The sequence below is a fragment of the Staphylococcus sp. HMSC072H03 genome, from assembly GCF_001809305.1.
Taxonomy (GTDB): domain Bacteria; phylum Bacillota; class Bacilli; order Staphylococcales; family Staphylococcaceae; genus Staphylococcus; species Staphylococcus hominis.
The window spans coordinates 27,594-44,301 of record NZ_KV796872.1; the positions used below are offsets into that span (position 1 = coordinate 27,594).

13 protein-coding genes are annotated in these 16,708 nt (G+C 31.5%); 2 read left to right on the forward strand and 11 right to left on the reverse strand.

What is annotated here, in order from left to right:
• Positions 1-2: 2 nt before the first annotated feature.
• Positions 3-1,313, reverse strand: coding sequence for a lipid II isoglutaminyl synthase subunit MurT (locus tag HMPREF2578_RS01440; RefSeq protein WP_049415628.1), 1,311 nt, complete (start codon positions 1,311-1,313; stop codon positions 3-5).
• 239 nt (positions 1,314-1,552) lie between these two features.
• On the opposite strand from HMPREF2578_RS01440, the gene HMPREF2578_RS01445 reads away from it, so the two are divergent.
• The gene (locus tag HMPREF2578_RS01445) at positions 1,553-2,110 is read left to right on the forward strand and encodes a 3'-5' exonuclease (protein ID WP_017175235.1); all 558 of its coding nucleotides are present in this window, start codon (positions 1,553-1,555) and stop codon (positions 2,108-2,110) included.
• A 27-nt stretch (positions 2,111-2,137) separates the two neighbouring features.
• Here the strand turns inward: HMPREF2578_RS01445 and dinB are convergent, their stop codons facing one another.
• The 7 genes from dinB to gatC all read right to left on the reverse strand — a co-directional run bounded on the left by dinB (position 2,138) and on the right by gatC (position 9,930).
• A complete protein-coding gene (gene dinB / locus HMPREF2578_RS01450) occupies positions 2,138-3,208 on the reverse strand; it encodes a DNA polymerase IV (RefSeq protein WP_049382581.1) in 1,071 nt (356 codons plus the stop codon).
• A 108-nt stretch (positions 3,209-3,316) separates the two neighbouring features.
• A complete protein-coding gene (locus HMPREF2578_RS01455; RefSeq protein ID WP_017175237.1) occupies positions 3,317-3,865 on the reverse strand; it encodes a DUF3267 domain-containing protein in 549 nt (182 codons plus the stop codon).
• A gap of 136 nt (positions 3,866-4,001) precedes the next feature.
• Entirely contained in the window at positions 4,002-5,363 is a 1,362-nt protein-coding gene (rlmD, locus tag HMPREF2578_RS01460; protein ID WP_070468361.1) for a 23S rRNA (uracil(1939)-C(5))-methyltransferase RlmD, read from the reverse strand.
• Between the two features lie 131 nt (positions 5,364-5,494).
• Entirely contained in the window at positions 5,495-6,415 is a 921-nt protein-coding gene (locus HMPREF2578_RS01465; RefSeq protein ID WP_048761651.1) for a diacylglycerol kinase, read from the reverse strand.
• Between the two features lie 313 nt (positions 6,416-6,728).
• On the reverse strand, positions 6,729-8,156 hold the full coding sequence (gene gatB / locus HMPREF2578_RS01470) for an Asp-tRNA(Asn)/Glu-tRNA(Gln) amidotransferase subunit GatB (RefSeq protein ID WP_017175240.1): 1,428 nt from the start codon (positions 8,154-8,156) through the stop codon (positions 6,729-6,731).
• Positions 8,157-8,168: 12 nt separating this feature from the next.
• Complete coding sequence (gatA, locus tag HMPREF2578_RS01475; RefSeq protein WP_048761656.1) at positions 8,169-9,626, reverse strand: Asp-tRNA(Asn)/Glu-tRNA(Gln) amidotransferase subunit GatA; 1,458 nt, start codon at positions 9,624-9,626, stop codon at positions 8,169-8,171.
• A gap of 1 nt (position 9,627) precedes the next feature.
• Positions 9,628-9,930, reverse strand: a complete 303-nt coding sequence (gene gatC / locus HMPREF2578_RS01480; RefSeq protein ID WP_002450027.1) for an Asp-tRNA(Asn)/Glu-tRNA(Gln) amidotransferase subunit GatC — start codon at positions 9,928-9,930, stop codon at positions 9,628-9,630.
• Positions 9,931-10,351: 421 nt separating this feature from the next.
• On the opposite strand from gatC, the gene putP reads away from it, so the two are divergent.
• A complete protein-coding gene (putP, locus tag HMPREF2578_RS01485) occupies positions 10,352-11,890 on the forward strand; it encodes a sodium/proline symporter PutP (protein WP_049379620.1) in 1,539 nt (512 codons plus the stop codon).
• A 59-nt stretch (positions 11,891-11,949) separates the two neighbouring features.
• Here putP and HMPREF2578_RS01490 read toward each other — a convergent pair whose 3' ends face one another.
• From HMPREF2578_RS01490 to HMPREF2578_RS01500, 3 genes are all read right to left on the reverse strand, one after another.
• Positions 11,950-13,149 (reverse strand): CamS family sex pheromone protein, encoded by a 1,200-nt coding sequence (locus HMPREF2578_RS01490; RefSeq protein WP_017175243.1) that lies wholly within the window; start codon positions 13,147-13,149, stop codon positions 11,950-11,952.
• An 11-nt stretch (positions 13,150-13,160) separates the two neighbouring features.
• The gene (gene ligA / locus HMPREF2578_RS01495) at positions 13,161-15,164 is read right to left on the reverse strand and encodes an NAD-dependent DNA ligase LigA (protein WP_017175244.1); all 2,004 of its coding nucleotides are present in this window, start codon (positions 15,162-15,164) and stop codon (positions 13,161-13,163) included.
• Positions 15,165-15,167: 3 nt separating this feature from the next.
• The coding region (locus tag HMPREF2578_RS01500; protein WP_070508218.1) for a 3'-5' exonuclease at positions 15,168-16,708 on the reverse strand (1,541 nt) is incomplete at its 5' end.

A 16,708-nucleotide genomic window follows, 5' to 3' on the forward strand; every position in this document is an offset into this window, starting at 1 on the left:
ATCTAACGTCCTCCTGCAAATGAGCGATTAAGTTGTTCTAACATAGGTGAAAGTGACGTATAATTTGGAATCGCTACTGTAAAGCCTGCATAATTCATAGTTAAAGCTGTAGCTTTATAAATATCTTTCTCTAAAATAATTGGAACATCTACTTCAGCTAATTTCAGTCTAAGTTGTAATTCTTCTGCTCTTGTACCCGTTACAATAATTTTTTCTATATTTTGATTACGTAACTTTTCAAAATCCGCATCGTAAATCCAAGATGTATCTCTGCCATCAGCAGCATTATCATTCAGACTGATAACATATACTTTTTTTTCTTTAAGTTGATCTCCGACTGATAGACTCACATTCATGCCAGCAGGATTTTTAGCTAAATTAATCATTGCTTCTTTTTGACCACGCTTAAAGTATTGCATTCGACCATTATTTGAAGTGTATGTTTTAAATCCTTTACGAATTGCATCATTATTTAAGCCTAACTCTTTTAATACTGAATATGCAGCAAGTGCATTAAAAGCATTAAAATCACCAGCAATTTTCATTTCAAAGTGCGCATCGTTCACATCCATATCAATAAATGGTTGCACCTCAAATTGTGAAACTTCATATTTAGGTGTTTCACGCTTAAATCCACATTCACAATGATAATGTCCTAATTGATTATAATGGGTATAATCATAAGTTAATAATCTACCACAATTCGGACAATATTTACTTTCATTCATAGTACTTTGTTCAAATTCATGTGCATGGGCTTTCATTCCGTAATATACAATTGTATCACTCGCTATTTTCAAACGACTTACAAATGGATCATCGGCATTTAAAATTAATTTAATCCCTTTATTACTAATTGATTTTGCAATATTATTAACCATAATATCAATTTCACCAAATCGATCCATTTGGTCACGAAAGAAATTAGTAAATACCATCATTGAAGGTGTAACTTCTTTTAATACTTTTGGAATTGAACCCTCATCAATTTCAATGACCGCTACTTTAATATCTTTTACATTTTTCATGATGAATGCCGAAGTAATTCCAGCAGCCATGTTAGCACCTTCATTATTATGTATAATTTCAATATTATTTGCTTTTAAAGTGTGCCCAATCAAATTAGAAGTTGTTGTTTTACCATTTGTTCCACTGATAAAAACAATATCATCAACTTGTGAAGCTAACTTTCGTAAAATATTTTGATCTACTTTGCGAGCAATTTGACCTGGTAAATCAGTTCCTTTTTTTCCTGCTGCGATACTTATCTTGCGTGCTAGTTTAGCCAAGTGTGTTGCTGTCCATTGTCTCATGTCTTTCCTCCTCGCATAATTCACTCGAGTAATTATATCATGTATCTAAAGTAACAAAAAATATTCTTAATTAAAAGTAACAAAATACACTTCTAATTATAACTTTTTCCCTTTAAATTCCGTATCTATTTTTTACTCTGTTATCTATAGATTATGAAAAAAGCAATTATTTATATTTAAATCGTACTTTCTGTTAAACTGTGAATAATTCATTTTAAATATTTAGAAAGGAATATAGAATGCTTAAAAATTCATTTATAGCTTTGGATTTTGAAACTGCAAATAAAAAAAGAACAAGTATTTGTTCTGTTGGCATGGTAAAAGTAGTAGATAACGAAATAGTCGAAACGTTTTACACGCTTGTTAATCCTCATGACTATTTTTCGGAAACAAATATTCATGTTCATGGTATTCATCCTGAGGATGTTAAAGGTGCGCCAGATTTTAAAGAAGTCTTTCCATATATGTTGCAATTTATAAATCAATTACCCGTAGTGGCACATAATGCTGCTTTTGATATGGGTGTATTACATCAAAGCTTAAAACATTTAAACATAGCTGTTCCCTCACTTACCTATTTCTGCTCATATCAACTTGCTAGACGTACGATCAAAGCTTATCGATATGGATTAAAACATCTAATGAACCATTACAACTTAAATTTTCATGGCCATCATGATGCCCTGAATGACGCAAAAGCTTGCGCAATGATTACTTATAGATTATTAAAACACTATGATAGCTTACAAAGTGTGCTTCAATTTCATGGTAAAAATTTAAAAGATAGAAATAGATAATTTAAAACATCTTATCTATTTCTATCTTTAAATGAAATCATAAATGGTCATATTTTGATATGTTGATTGCTCTAGATGACCTACTGTAACACCAATTAATCTGATAGGTACATCAGGGTCTTTTAATTCATGATATAAATCATAAGCTATATTATAAATATCAATGTCTTTACTTACCGCTTCTCTCAAACTTCTTTGTTTAGAATAAGTTTCAAAGCGATGCGTTTTAATTTTGACAGTAACTGTTGTGCCAGACTTTTGCAATTGAGTTAATCGTTCAGATGTTTTACGAGAAAGTTCCCATATTTTTTGTAGAATCTCTTTATCATCATTAATATCTGTTGAAAAAGTACGTTCGGTTCCTACTGACTTACGAATCCTACTTACTTTTACTTCACTATCATCAATGCCTCTTGCTTTTTGATAAAGTCCTCGTCCTTTTTTTCCAAACCAGCGAATCAATTCAAATTCCGATTTGCTATATAAATCTTTACCAGTATAAATATCATGTTCATGCATGATTTTTTTAGAAGCTTTTCCAACGCCTGGAAAATCACCTATATCTAAGTTCATTAGTATGTCATGCACATTCTGATAATGAATAACCATCATTCCATTAGGCTTATTCATTCCACTAGCTAATTTAGCTAAATATTTATTATAAGAAACACCAGCAGAAGACGTTAAACCTGTTTTATTGAAGATATCTTTACGTATGTTTGAAGCAATTTTTGATGCTGATCGATGAGGTTTAACTAAATGAGTAATATCTAAATACGCTTCATCTAGTGCTAAAGGTTCTACAATTTCAGTATACTGTTTAAAAATTTCCATTATCTTACTTGAAACTTCACGATATACATCAAATCTTGCTCTAACATAGTACCCATTTGGACATAGTTTATGTGCTTGCGACATAGGCATTGCTGAATGAACACCATATTTACGTGCTTCATATGAAGCGGTTGAAACGACTCCTCGATGACTTGCTTTTCCACCTACAATGACAGGTTTTCCTTGTAATTTAGGATTATCTCTCATTTCTACCTGAGCGTAGAAACAATCCATATCAATATGAACGATTCTCCTTTCTGTCATTGTCTCACTCCTTTTTAAATAAAATAAGCCTCAATACTATTATACTGCACCCTAAAAGAAAACACTTTATAAATGCATTTATAATAATATTAAGACTTATGCAGATGTTTATTCATAGTCATTATTTATAGATATAGGCAAATGATGATACATAAAGATACCTTCATCAGTAGAACGAATATATTTAAATTTGTTAATAATTGTTATACCTGCTAGATATATATCAATCAAACAATATCCGATGTGTATGCTTGATATAAATATAATAGAAGAGTAAGCAAAGTGGTAAAATGAAATCATTAACCCTATTGTAATGATTACTAATGGTGCAAGCATGACTGCACAAAATTGCCATTTATTAAAGTATTTAGATGACAAATAAATGAGCAAAATTCCATTTTTATATTTAAATTGTGGTTTCTGTCCTTTAGAAAAGATAAAAAATAAACATTTATGTATTAATTCGTGAATAATTAATACTCCAATAAAACCAAGTATTCCATAAATGACATTTGTCAAAAAACGTTGTTCAATAATATCAACATAATTAACTGCCCACTTATATGTAAATAAAATTGCAAATAACATCATAACAACTTGAATGGTAAGTAATTTTGATATTTTGATTCGATTGTGTGATAAATCAATTTTGTGCATCTGTCAACCTCCACTCATTTCACTAAAACTCTTTCATAGTATACATGTAGAAGTGTTAGAATGAAAGCGATTATAAATAACTTAAACCCTTTGTAATCTTATTTTAATAAACTTCTCCTCATTTACTTTAATTTAATTACACTGTTTTTCTTTCGAATAAGGCCACAGTTTCAATATGTGTTGTATGTGGAAACATATCGACTGGTGTTATTTCTTTTAAATGATATAGATTAGCTAAAAGTTGAGCATCTCTTTGTTGTGTTGAAGGATTACATGAAATATAGATAATGCGCTTAGGGGCTAACTCTAATAATGTTTCTATAAAGACTTGATCGCATCCTTTTCGTGGAGGATCGACCATGATAACATCAGGTTCTATTCCTTTTTGTTTCCATTCAATTATCACTTCTTCTGCTTTACCACATTCGAACGTTGTATTATCAAAATGATTAATTAAAGCATTTTGCTTGGCATCTTCAATAGCTGATGGCACAATTTCGACACCATATACATGTTTAGTCACTGGTGCCATGTAAAGCCCAATCGTTCCTATACCACAATATGTATCTAAAACAATTTCATTTCCACTTAATTGAGCATAGTCAATAGCTTTCTGATATAATTTTTCTGTTTGAACAGAATTAATTTGATAAAACGATTGATCACTAATTTCAAAAATAGTTTCACTTAACTTATCTGTAATTTTATCTTTTCCATATAAAGTCATCGATTGCTTACCCATTATGACATTTGAATGTGAATTATTAATATTTTGTTTAATACTTGTTATGTCAGGATATACCTCTGTTAGTCTATGTACTAGCGTTTCAGCTTCTTTAAATTTAGAACCATTTGTTACAAATATAATCATAACTTCATTTGTATAATGACTTGTTCGAATGACTACATGACGTAATAACCCTTTTTTATTTTTTTCATTATAAATGCTTACATTCAATTCATTTAACCACTGTTTTATATCATTCATTAGTTCTTGTTGTTTTTCATCTTGAATTAAGCAACTATCCATATCAATGATGTCATGACTTCTTTGACGATAATATCCCATTATCGTTTTATTATTTTTATCTTTACCTACAGGAAGCTGGGATTTATTTCTATACCGCCATGGATGATTCATACCAATAGTATCGTGAATCACTGTTTCCTCTAATTTCGCCTTTTTATGAAATAAATTAACAACTTGTTGTTTTTTCATTTTTAGCTGAGATTCATAAGACATATGTTGTAACTGGCATCCTCCACATTTCTCATAATATATACAAGGAGGTGTTACTCTTTGCTCACTTTGTTTTAGTACTTTTAATAGTTTACCAATAGCAAAGTTTTTCTTTACTTTAATTACCTTAAACTCTACTTCTTCATCAATTAACACATTAGGAACAAAAATAGGATAACGATCTAATTTAATCACACCATGTCCTTCATGCGTTAAATCTATCACTTTTCCTTTTATTACATCATTTTTATTAATCATCACTATTATTTTTTCACTCCATATGAAAAAGAGGTACGTATAACTTCTTACCTTTTCAAACCAGAAATTATAGATAACCTCTTTTTAACTTCTTATTTCATTTTCCCTAATTCGTTTAATTCTTAAATACTTTAATGATTTTCAGATAGCTCATCATTATAAATATCTTTAGGCGTACAAACTTCAATATGCTGTTTTAAATTTAAAAAGTTTGCAGGTAATTTACCACCATATTCTCCATCTACATTTAATTGCATATCTGTAAATGATGAAATATTAATTGATTTTGCTTTTTTATATATTACTTTAGGATGTTTGGTATGTTCACCTCTAGAAGCTAATGTCATGATATGGCCTAATTCAGCTAAGTTTGCTTTCTCAACGATAATTAAAGTATAATACCCATCATCTAACTTAGCATCAGGTACAAGTTTTTCAAAGCCTGCCATTGAATTGGTAAGCCCTAGTAAGAATAATAGTGCTTCTCCTTGGAATACCTCATTATCATATTCAATTCTCAAATCGACTGCCTTCATTTGCGGCAACATTTCGAAACCTTTTATATAATATGCAAAAGGTCCAACAATAGATTTTAAGCGACTAGGTGTTTCATAGGATACTTGCGTGAGCTTACCTCCAGCAGCTAAATTTATAAAATATCGGTTATTCATTTTTCCAATATCTACTTTTGTCGTATGACCTTTAATAATAACATCTACTGCACCCATAATATCATTTGGTAAATGTAAAGCTCGTCCAAAATCATTCACTGTACCCATAGGTATAATACCTAATTTAGGTCTATTGGGTTGTTCAGCAATTCCATTTACAACTTCATTTAAAGTGCCATCACCGCCAGCGGCTATAATAATATCATAGTTTTGTTCAAGTGCACGTTCCGCTTCAAGTGTAGCATCTCCTTCTCGTTCAGTTGCATAAGCACTTGTTTCATAACCTGCACGTTCTAATTTTATTAAAACATCTGGTAAAGTGCGTTTAAATAGCTCCTTTCCAGAAGTTGGATTATAAATGATTCTTGCTCGTTTTCTCATAAGTTATCCCTCTACTTTTTATTACATAACACTATATTAAATGATTTATGAATGAGTTAAAAGTATTTATACCCATTCTTTTAAATTTTTGTAGGTATCATTTTGTTGTACAATTGTTGTAATAAACTAACCGAAGTAAAGAATATCTCATTCTTTTGACACTAGGAACAAACTAAATACTTTGCTTATCTATCCTATTGAAATCCAATATCCTTTTCTTTAGAAATATGAATAAAAAACTGTTCACAATCTCAAACACTTTGTGAACAGTTTATCTTAAACTTATATTTAATACCTCATATGAGATGAGCTATTATCTTTTATCCAATTCTTGTTTTAATAATTGATTGACTTTTTGAGGATTAGCTTGACCTTTTGAAGCTTTCATAATTTGACCCACTAAGAAGCCCATAGCTTTGCCTTTACCATTTTTATAATCTTCAACAGATTGTGGATTATTATCTAAAGCTTCATTAACAAATTTTAATAGTGTAGCTTCATCTGAGATTTGAACTAAACCTTTATCTTCCATAATTTGTTTAGCATCTCCACCATTTTCAGCTAATTCTGGGAATACTTTTTTGGCAATTTTACTACTCATTGTTCCATCTTCAATAAGCTTAATCATTCCAGCAAGATTTTCAGGAGTTAATTTTGTATCTTCTAAATCTACTTGATTTTTATTAAGATATTCATTAACGCCACCCATCAACCAGTTAGATGTTAGTTTAACATCTGCGCCATGTTCAATCGCACCTTCAAAGAAATCAGACATTTCTTTAGTAAGGGTTAATACATGTGCATCATATTCAGGTAAGCCTAGTTCATTAACATATTTAGCTTTACGTTCGTCAGGCAATTCTGGAATGGTTTGTCGCACACGTTCTTTCCACTCATCATCGACATATAAAGGTACAATATCTGGTTCTGGGAAGTAACGATAATCATCAGAACCTTCTTTAACTCGCATTAAAATAGTTTTACCAGTAGATTCATCAAAACGACGTGTTTCTTGACCAATCGTACCACCGTTTAATAATTCTTCTTCTTGACGTTTTTCTTCGTATTCTAAACCTTTTCTAACATAGTTAAATGAGTTTAGATTTTTCAATTCAGTTTTAGTACCGAATTCTTTTTGACCGTAAGGACGTAATGAGATATTAGCGTCACAACGTAGTGAACCTTCTTCCATTTTACAATCAGATACACCAGTATATTGGATAATTGAACGTAATTTTTCTAAATAAGCATATGCTTCTTTAGGAGAACGAATATCTGGTTCAGATACAATCTCTATTAATGGTGTACCTTGACGGTTTAAGTCTACTAAAGAGTAACCATCTTTATGAGTTGATTTACCAGCATCTTCTTCCATATGAAGACGAGTAATACCAATACGTTTCGTTTCACCATCAACTTCAATATCAATATATCCATTTTCACCGATTGGTTGATCAAATTGAGAAATTTGATATGCTTTCGGATTATCTGGATAAAAATAGTTTTTGCGATCAAATTTAGAATTTGTAGCAATGTCCATGTTTAGAGCCATTGACGCACGCATCGCCCAATCTACTGCTCTTCTATTTACAACAGGTAAGACACCCGGATAAGCTAAATCAATAACATTAGTGTTTGAGTTAGGTTCAGCCCCAAAATGCGCTGGTGATGGAGAGAACATTTTTGAGTCTGTTTTTAATTCAACGTGAACTTCAAGTCCGATAACTGTTTCAAAATGCATTATTTCCACTCCTTATAATTTTTCGTATGCGTCGTGTAAGTTAAATTGTGTTTCATATTGATATGCCACACGATATAATGTTTTCTCATCAAATGGTTTACCAATAAATTGTAAACCTATTGGACGTCCGTTTGATTGGCCACATGGCACAGAAATGCCAGGTAAACCAGCTAAGTTAACAGGCGTAGTTAATAAGTCATTTGCATACATTGTTAAAGGATCATCAATTTCTTCGCCTAAATTAAACGCTGTTGTTGGAGCTGTAGGTCCTACAACAACATCATAATTTTCGAATACTTTATCGAAGTCATTTTTAATTAATGTTCTAACTTTTTGAGATTTATTATAAAATGCATCATAATAACCAGAACTTAATGCGAATGTACCTAAGAAGATACGACGTTTAACTTCGTCTCCAAAGCCTTCAGAACGAGACATTTTGTATAATTCTTCTAATGTTTGCGCTTCTTTTGAATGATAGCCATAACGAATACCATCGAAACGTGCTAAGTTTGCAGATGCTTCAGATGATGCAATTACATAATAAGAAGGAATACCATATTTAGTGTTTGGTAATGATACTTCATCAACTTCTGCACCAAGTGACTTTAATGTTTCTACTGCTTGTTTTACAGAGGTTTTTACTTCCTCACTAACACCTTCTCCTAAGTATTCTTTAGGAAGTGCAATTTTAAGACCTTTGATATCTTTACCAATTTCAGAAGTAAAATCAACGTCTTCAACCGGTGCACTTGTAGAGTCATTTTTGTCTGCACCTGCAATTGCTTCTAATACCATCGCATTATCTTTAACATTACGAGTGATTGGCCCAATTTGATCTAATGAAGATGCAAAAGCAACTAAACCAAAACGTGATACACGGCCATATGTAGGTTTCATACCTACTACACCACAATATGCAGCTGGTTGTCTGATTGATCCACCAGTATCAGACCCTAAACTAAATGGTACTAGTCCTGCTGCTACTGCTGCAGCTGAACCTCCAGAAGATCCTCCTGGAACTGCTTGATGATCGAATGGATTGACAGTTTTTTTGAAATAAGATGTTTCTGTAGAACCACCCATTGCAAATTCATCCATATTTAATTTGCCGATTAACACTGCATTTTCTTGATGTAATTTATTCATCACTGTTGATTCATAAATCGGTACAAAACCTTCTAACATTTTACTTGCACAAGTTGTTTCGACATCTTTAGTGATAATATTATCTTTAATTCCCATTGGGATTCCAAATAATTTACCTTCAAATTGATCTTTAGCTTGTAACTCATCTAATTCTTTAGCTTTTTTAATTGCATTTTCTTTATCCAAAGCTAAAAATGATTTAATTGTTGGATCTGTTTCTTCAATAGCATCATAAATATCTTTAACTACTTCAGAAGGTTTAATTTTTTTACTCTTAATCATTTCTGAAAGTGTTTCAACAGATTCATAACGAATACTCATCTTAAGCGTCCTCCTCATTCATGATAGCTGGTACTTTAAATTGACCGTCTTCTGTTTCTTTCGCATTTTTTAATGCAAGTTCTTGAGGAATACCCTCGATTGCTTTATCATCACGTAACACATTTTGTAAATCTAAGACATGATATGTTGGTTCCACACCTTCAGTATCTGCTGAATCATTTTGCTTTGCAAAATCTAAGATACTTTCAAGTGTATTAGCCATTTCTTCAGTTTCTTCAGGAGAAATTTGAAGTCTTGCTAAATGTGCTATATGTTCAACTTCTTCGCGTGTAACTTTAGTCATTATTAAAAAAGCCTCCTTATTACTCATTCATCATAAAATTGTATCAAATTTTCAGTTAAAAATCTAAATATTTATTATACTCAGTGTATTAACTATTCTTAGCAAAGTTAAGTATTAAAATAACTTTCTTATGTAACTCATTTATATAGTTATCTATAAATATACATTAATTTCTATTAATAATTTATTAATATTAACGTTATATAATAAAATGAATTATTTTTTATCTATACTATAATTCTTGTTAACGCTTATCATTATATTGAAATAAACTGTTATTTATAGATAAAATTTTACTTCTCTAATCTATAAATATCATTGTATAATATTACATGTAACTAATTTAAAAATCGTCATTTCTTTTTTCAGTACAATGTTGTTGAAAAATATAAATTTAAAAGTTTTAAAGGGGGTAATTACAATGTTTGTATTAGGTGCAAATTTAGGTACTCATGCTAACACAAGCTGGCAGACTTATATTATGATTGCAATCTATTTTATTATTCTGCTAGTGATTGGTTACTATGGTTATAAACAGGCAACCGGCAATTTAAGTGAGTATATGTTAGGTGGGAGAAATATAGGCCCATATATTACTGCTTTATCAGCCGGTGCTTCAGATATGAGTGGTTGGATGATTATGGGACTTCCAGGGTCAGTTTATAGCACAGGTTTATCGGCAATATGGATTACGATTGGTTTAACTATTGGTGCCTATGTTAACTATCTAGTTGTTGCACCAAGGCTTAGAGTATATACAGAAGTTGCTGGAGATGCAATTACGCTCCCTGATTTTTTCAAAAATCGTCTTAATGATAAACATAATATCATTAAAATTATTTCTGGTCTTATTATTGTTATTTTTTTCACTTTATATACGCACTCTGGCTTCGTTTCTGGAGGTAAATTATTCGAAAGCGCATTTGGATTAAATTATCATTGGGGACTTATTTCAGTCGCAATTATTGTCATTTTATATACCTTTTTCGGAGGATATTTAGCTGTTTCTATTACTGACTTTTTCCAAGGGGTTATTATGCTTATCGCAATGGTAATGGTACCAATAGTTGCTTTGATGCAACTTAGTGGATGGGATACATTCCATCAAGTAGCTGAAATGAAACCAACTAATATGGATTTATTTAGAGGCACTACTTTTTTAGGTATGATTTCATTATTTGCATGGGGATTAGGTTATTTTGGTCAGCCTCATATTATTGTACGATTTATGTCTATTAAATCTCACAAACTTTTACCTAAAGCACGACGCTTAGGAATAAGTTGGATGATTGTAGGTTTACTTGGAGCTGTGGGTGTAGGGTTAACTGGAATTGCTTTTATTTCGAAAAATCATATTAAAATGGACGATCCAGAAACATTATTTATTATAATGAGCCAAGTTCTTTTCCATCCTTTAGTAGGTGGATTCTTACTTGCTGCCATTCTAGCTGCTATTATGAGTACAATTTCTTCACAATTATTAGTGACTTCAAGCTCACTTACAGAAGATTTCTATAAGCTCATTCGCGGTGAAGAACATGCTCAGTCACATCAAAAAGAATTTGTACTTGTAGGCAGATTATCTGTGTTAGCTGTGGCCATTGTAGCTCTTGCTATTGCTTGGTCTCCTAATGACACTATATTAAACCTAGTCGGAAATGCTTGGGCTGGTTTTGGTGCAGCGTTTAGTCCACTTGTTCTTTTTTCTTTATATTGGAAAAAACTAACACGTGCGGGTGCGATAAGTGGTATGATTGCTGGAGCTCTCGTAGTCATTATTTGGATTGTCTGGGTTAAACCACTTGCTAATATTAATGAACTATTTGGTATGTATGAAATTATACCTGGTTTTATTAGTAGTGTAATCGTTACATACCTTGTTAGCATCTTCACCTATAAATCAAACTATTCTATTGAACAACAGTTAAATCAAGTTAAAACCATTGTTCGCGAAAAATAAATTAATTTATTGAATATCAAAAAGAGGCTGTGACACGACGTGTCACAACCTCTTTTTGATTAATTACTATAAATATGGACTTGTGGGTCTTTGTCATCTTTTGTTTTACTAATAAGTGCTCTTGAATTGTTACCATCTTTTATACGAATTTCGTAACTATCTATATTATCAAAATATTTCTTAGCTTGTTCTGTTACATATTGTGTAATTCCTATTGTTTCAGCTTGACCATAGTAATCGATTGGCAAATCAATCACTAGTTTATTAGGTTTCTTATCTACAAATTTCACTTTTCCAATTGCTTGAGTAAAATTAGAGAAATAAGATTGAAGATCATCATTAAATTGCTTAAAATTATTATTTAGATTTTTGTCATATTTTTCTGCTTCTGTTGAAGGTAAAAGTGCTGAAATCTCATCAATTTTATTCCATTTATTAATTTTAGTTTGTTTGTCATCAACAGTAGTATTAGCAATAAAGTGTCCTGGCGTAATTGCATCTTGACTCGATTGAACATATATTGCAAAGTGAATTGGAATATTTTTCAAATCTTTATTTGCTCTAAGGCGTGTAAGTAACTCTTGAGCCATTGCTTTACCTTGTTTTTCAATTTCTTTATTATCTAGCGATTTGCTATATGTTTCTCCATCTTTTTCTTTTTGATAATAATAGACACTATTCATAGCAAGACCAATTGTTATGCCTTTAATTGTTTTTCCTTTTGTATCATTTGTATCATAAAAATCTTGTTCTAAGATATTAGATAAATAAGCAGGAGAACTTTCTGCTATTTTTTCTGGTTTAGTTTCTCCATCATGTGATGGATTAAGACCTAAATTTTCAGTAGCTTTTTTTGATTCCTTTTCACTTTCACTCATATTATCAATTTCGTCTTTAGAATACTTGGGATTTAAATATGCGTTAACTGTATTTTTGTCTAAATACTGCCCATCTTGATATAAAAAATTATCAGTTGGAAATACAGACTTACTTAGATGTAATAAACCATTTTCGAAATCTTCACCGTTATAGCTATTAGCCATATTATCTTGTAATACTCCACGAGCTTGGCTTTCTTTAAATGGTAAGATTGTACGATAATTATCTCCTTGAACTTCTTGATCAGTGGCAACTGTTTTTACATTATTTGAATTTTGTTCTTGTTGCTTATTATTTGACTGACTATTTTTATCATTCCCATTGCCACACGCTGTCAATATCATAAGCGACGTTATAACTAATAATAATAACCGCTTCATTACGTTCTCCTCTATTCTGATATTTCATTTTGTTTTTCAATAAATTGTGATTCGGACCATATTTCTGTACCAAATTGTTCAGCTTTAGACAATTTTGAGCCAGCATCTTCACCAGCTATTACTAAATCTGTACTTTTAGTTACACTACTTGTTACTTTAGCACCTTGCATTTCTAACCATGTTGTTGCTTCTTTACGTGTCATTTGTTGTAATTTTCCAGTAAGAACAATAGTCTTATTTTGAAATTCTGGATGTCCTTCAATTTCAGAGGATTTAACACCTTTATATGTCATGTTGACATTTTTATCTTTTAATTTTTCAATAAGTGCTTTAATATCCTCATTATCTAGATACGTTACTACAGATTGTGCTAATTTATCTCCAATATCATGAATCGCTATCAGTTCTTCTTCTGTTACTTTAAGTAAACGATCCATGGTTTCAAATTTCTCTGCTAAAATTTGACTTGCTTTGGCGCCAAGATGTCGTATACCTAAACCAAATAATAAATGTTCTAAAGAATTTTGTTTTGCATGTTCAATAGCGCTTAATAAGTTTTCTACTTTTTTTGTACCCATTCGTTCTAAAGGCAATAAATCTTCTTTAGTTAAATAGAAAATATCACCTACATCTTTAATAAGTTGATGATGATACAGTTGCTGAATAATTTTATTTCCTAGTCCGTCTATATTCATCGCTTGTCGAGAAACAAAATGAATCAATCCTTCCACAAGTTGAGCTTGGCATTTTGGATTGATACATCTAAGCGCAACCTCTCCTTCAATACGCACTAATTCATGACCACAACTTGGACAATGCGTTGGCATACGGTATGGTTTTGCATCATTTGGACGACGGTCAATAATACTTCTTACGACTTCAGGAATAATATCTCCAGCTTTTTTCACTATAACGCTATCACCGATTCTAATATCACGTTCTTTAATTAAATCTTCATTATGAAGCGATGCTCTTGAAACTGTAGTACCCGCAACACGAATAGGTTCTAAAATGGCTGTCGGTGTAACGACGCCAGTACGTCCTATACTTAATTCAATATCTTTAAGTTCTGTGACAACTTCTTCGGCTGGAAACTTATAAGCTATTGCCCAACGTGGAGATTTTTGAGTAAATCCCATTTCGTCTTGTTGATCAAGATCATTCACTTTAATAACAATTCCATCAATATCATAAGATAACTGTTCACGTTGTTTAGTCCACTTTTTAATATATTCTAGTACACCCTCTATATCTTCTACGCGTGCACGTTCATGATTAGTTTTAAAACCTAAACGATCTAATTCATCTAATGCATCACTTTGAGTAGTAGCGTTAAAATCTGTAAAATCATTTACACTATATAAAAAGACACTTAGTTTACGTTTAGCAGCTAATTTAGGATCTAATTGTCTTAAAGAACCTGCTGCTGCATTACGTGGATTAGCAAATGGTTGTTCTTCATTTTTTTCTCTCTCATCATTCAATCTCATAAAGGAACGACGTGGCATATATGCTTCTCCACGAACTTCGACATTTAAAGGTTCTTTAATTTTAAGAGGAATCGCATGAATAGTACGTAGATTTTCTGTAATATCTTCTCCTGTGGTACCATCTCCTCGCGTTAATCCCTGCACAAATCGTCCATCTTCATACTTTAAAGAAACTGCTAAACCATCAATTTTTAGCTCACACATATATTCCACTTTACCAATATGTTCTCGAATACGTTCATCAAAACGTCTTAGTTCTTCTTCATTAAAAGCATTACCTAAACTAAGCATAGGTGTTTCGTGATTTACTTTTTCAAATGATGATTGAGCTTCTCCACCAACCCTAACTGTTGGAGAATCGTCAGTTTTTAGTTCAGGATGTGCATTTTCAATGTCAATTAATTCACGTAATAATTTGTCATATTCACTATCAGGTACAGAAGGATTATCTTTTATATAATATTCGTAACTATATTGATTTAATAAATCATGCAGTTCATTGACACGATTTTGAATGTTATCCATTTACTAATCCTCCTTTTTTTCGATAGGCGCAAATTGAGCTAATAAACGCTTAGGACCTTCAGATTTAAATATAATATCTAATTCAACAGAGCCATTTTTTTCACTTACATTACTCACCATACCTTCGCCCCATGATTTATGTGTCACTTTATCTCCTACCTTCCAATCTGAAGCAGATACTTGTTTTTTAGTAGAAGTCGTACGTTTACTAAAACCACGTTTTGACGATGTAGTTGACTTAGAAGTGATTGTTTGTCGTTTTGATTTTGCTGGTGTTTCTAATAATTCTTCAGGAATTTCTTTTAAGAAGCGTGATGGTAGATTTGCTTGTGAACGTCCAAATAACATACGAGAAGTTGCATGTGTAATATATAACACTTCTTCTGCACGTGTGATGGCTACATAACAAATTCGTCTTTCTTCTTCCATCTCATGTTCGTCATCACTTTTAATTGCTCTAATATGAGGGAAAAGTGATTCTTCCATACCCATTAAGAATACAATTGGGAACTCTAATCCCTTTGCAGAATGCATGGTCATTAACGTTACACCACTATCAATTTGTGCTTCATCAATATCTGCGACAAGTGATAAATCAGTTAAAAAGTTAATCAATGATTGTTCTTCTAAAGGTGTATCTTTTTCATAGTCTTTAGGTACAGACATAAATTCATCAATATTTTCAAGACGACTACGTGATTCAATTGTTTGTTCATGTTCTAACATTTGACGATATCCTGATTTTTCAAGTATTTCCTCAACAATCTCACTAATTTCTAAAAATTCTTGTTCTTTAATTAAGTTTTGAACCATTTCATAAAATTGTATACATTCTTGAGTTACTTTTTTAGAGAGCCCTATAAAATCCACTTCTCCTAATGCATCAAACATACTAATATTGTTATCTAGTGCATATCGTTGAATTTTATCAACTGATGATGGTCCTATCCCTCTTTTAGGAACATTAATAATTCTTTGAAGACTAATATCATCATTACTATTTGCTACTATTCTTAAATAACTTAATAGATCTTTGATTTCTTTACGATCATAGAACTTTTGGCCTCCAACCATCGTATAAGGAATATTTGATTTCATAAATGTTTCTTCTAACACACGTGATTGTGCATTTGTTCGATACAAAATTGCCATATCATTATAGTCTTTTCCAGACTTACGATGTTTAATAATTTCACGAACTACATATTCTGCTTCGTCACGTTCAGTCATCGCTTCATAATATTTAATCTTTTCTCCACCATTATTTGCAGTCCATAACCCTTTAGGCTTCCGTTCAGTATTATGTTTAATCACTTCATTTGCAGCTGTTAAAATGGTTTTTGTTGATCGATAATTTTGTTCTAGGAAAATGGTCTTTGCTTCAGGATAGTCTTCCTCGAAAGATAATATATTTTGAATATCTGCACCACGCCATCCATATATTGATTGATCAGAATCACCTACAACACATAAATTTTTAAATTTACTTGCAAGTAATTTAACAAGTGTATATTGTGCTTTATTTGTATCTTGATACTCATCTA

What these genes read in the sequence shown, in the direction of transcription:
- ligA (WP_017175244.1), bottom strand. Translation starts at nt 15,164, where the DNA reads ATGGATAACATTCAAAATCGTGTCAATGAACTGCATGATTTATTAAAT.
- HMPREF2578_RS01455 (WP_017175237.1), bottom strand. Translation starts at nt 3,865, where the DNA reads ATGCACAAAATTGATTTATCACACAATCGAATCAAAATATCAAAATTA.
- gatC (WP_002450027.1), bottom strand. Translation starts at nt 9,930, where the DNA reads ATGACTAAAGTTACACGCGAAGAAGTTGAACATATAGCACATTTAGCA.
- HMPREF2578_RS01465 (WP_048761651.1), bottom strand. Translation starts at nt 6,415, where the DNA reads ATGAGAAAACGAGCAAGAATCATTTATAATCCAACTTCTGGAAAGGAG.
- dinB (WP_049382581.1), bottom strand. Translation starts at nt 3,208, where the DNA reads ATGACAGAAAGGAGAATCGTTCATATTGATATGGATTGTTTCTACGCT.
- gatB (WP_017175240.1), bottom strand. Translation starts at nt 8,156, where the DNA reads ATGCATTTTGAAACAGTTATCGGACTTGAAGTTCACGTTGAATTAAAA.
- HMPREF2578_RS01440 (WP_049415628.1), bottom strand. Translation starts at nt 1,313, where the DNA reads ATGAGACAATGGACAGCAACACACTTGGCTAAACTAGCACGCAAGATA.
- HMPREF2578_RS01445 (WP_017175235.1), top strand. Translation starts at nt 1,553, where the DNA reads ATGCTTAAAAATTCATTTATAGCTTTGGATTTTGAAACTGCAAATAAA.
- HMPREF2578_RS01490 (WP_017175243.1), bottom strand. Translation starts at nt 13,149, where the DNA reads ATGAAGCGGTTATTATTATTAGTTATAACGTCGCTTATGATATTGACA.
- gatA (WP_048761656.1), bottom strand. Translation starts at nt 9,626, where the DNA reads ATGAGTATTCGTTATGAATCTGTTGAAACACTTTCAGAAATGATTAAG.
- putP (WP_049379620.1), top strand. Translation starts at nt 10,352, where the DNA reads ATGTTTGTATTAGGTGCAAATTTAGGTACTCATGCTAACACAAGCTGG.
- rlmD (WP_070468361.1), bottom strand. Translation starts at nt 5,363, where the DNA reads ATGATTAATAAAAATGATGTAATAAAAGGAAAAGTGATAGATTTAACG.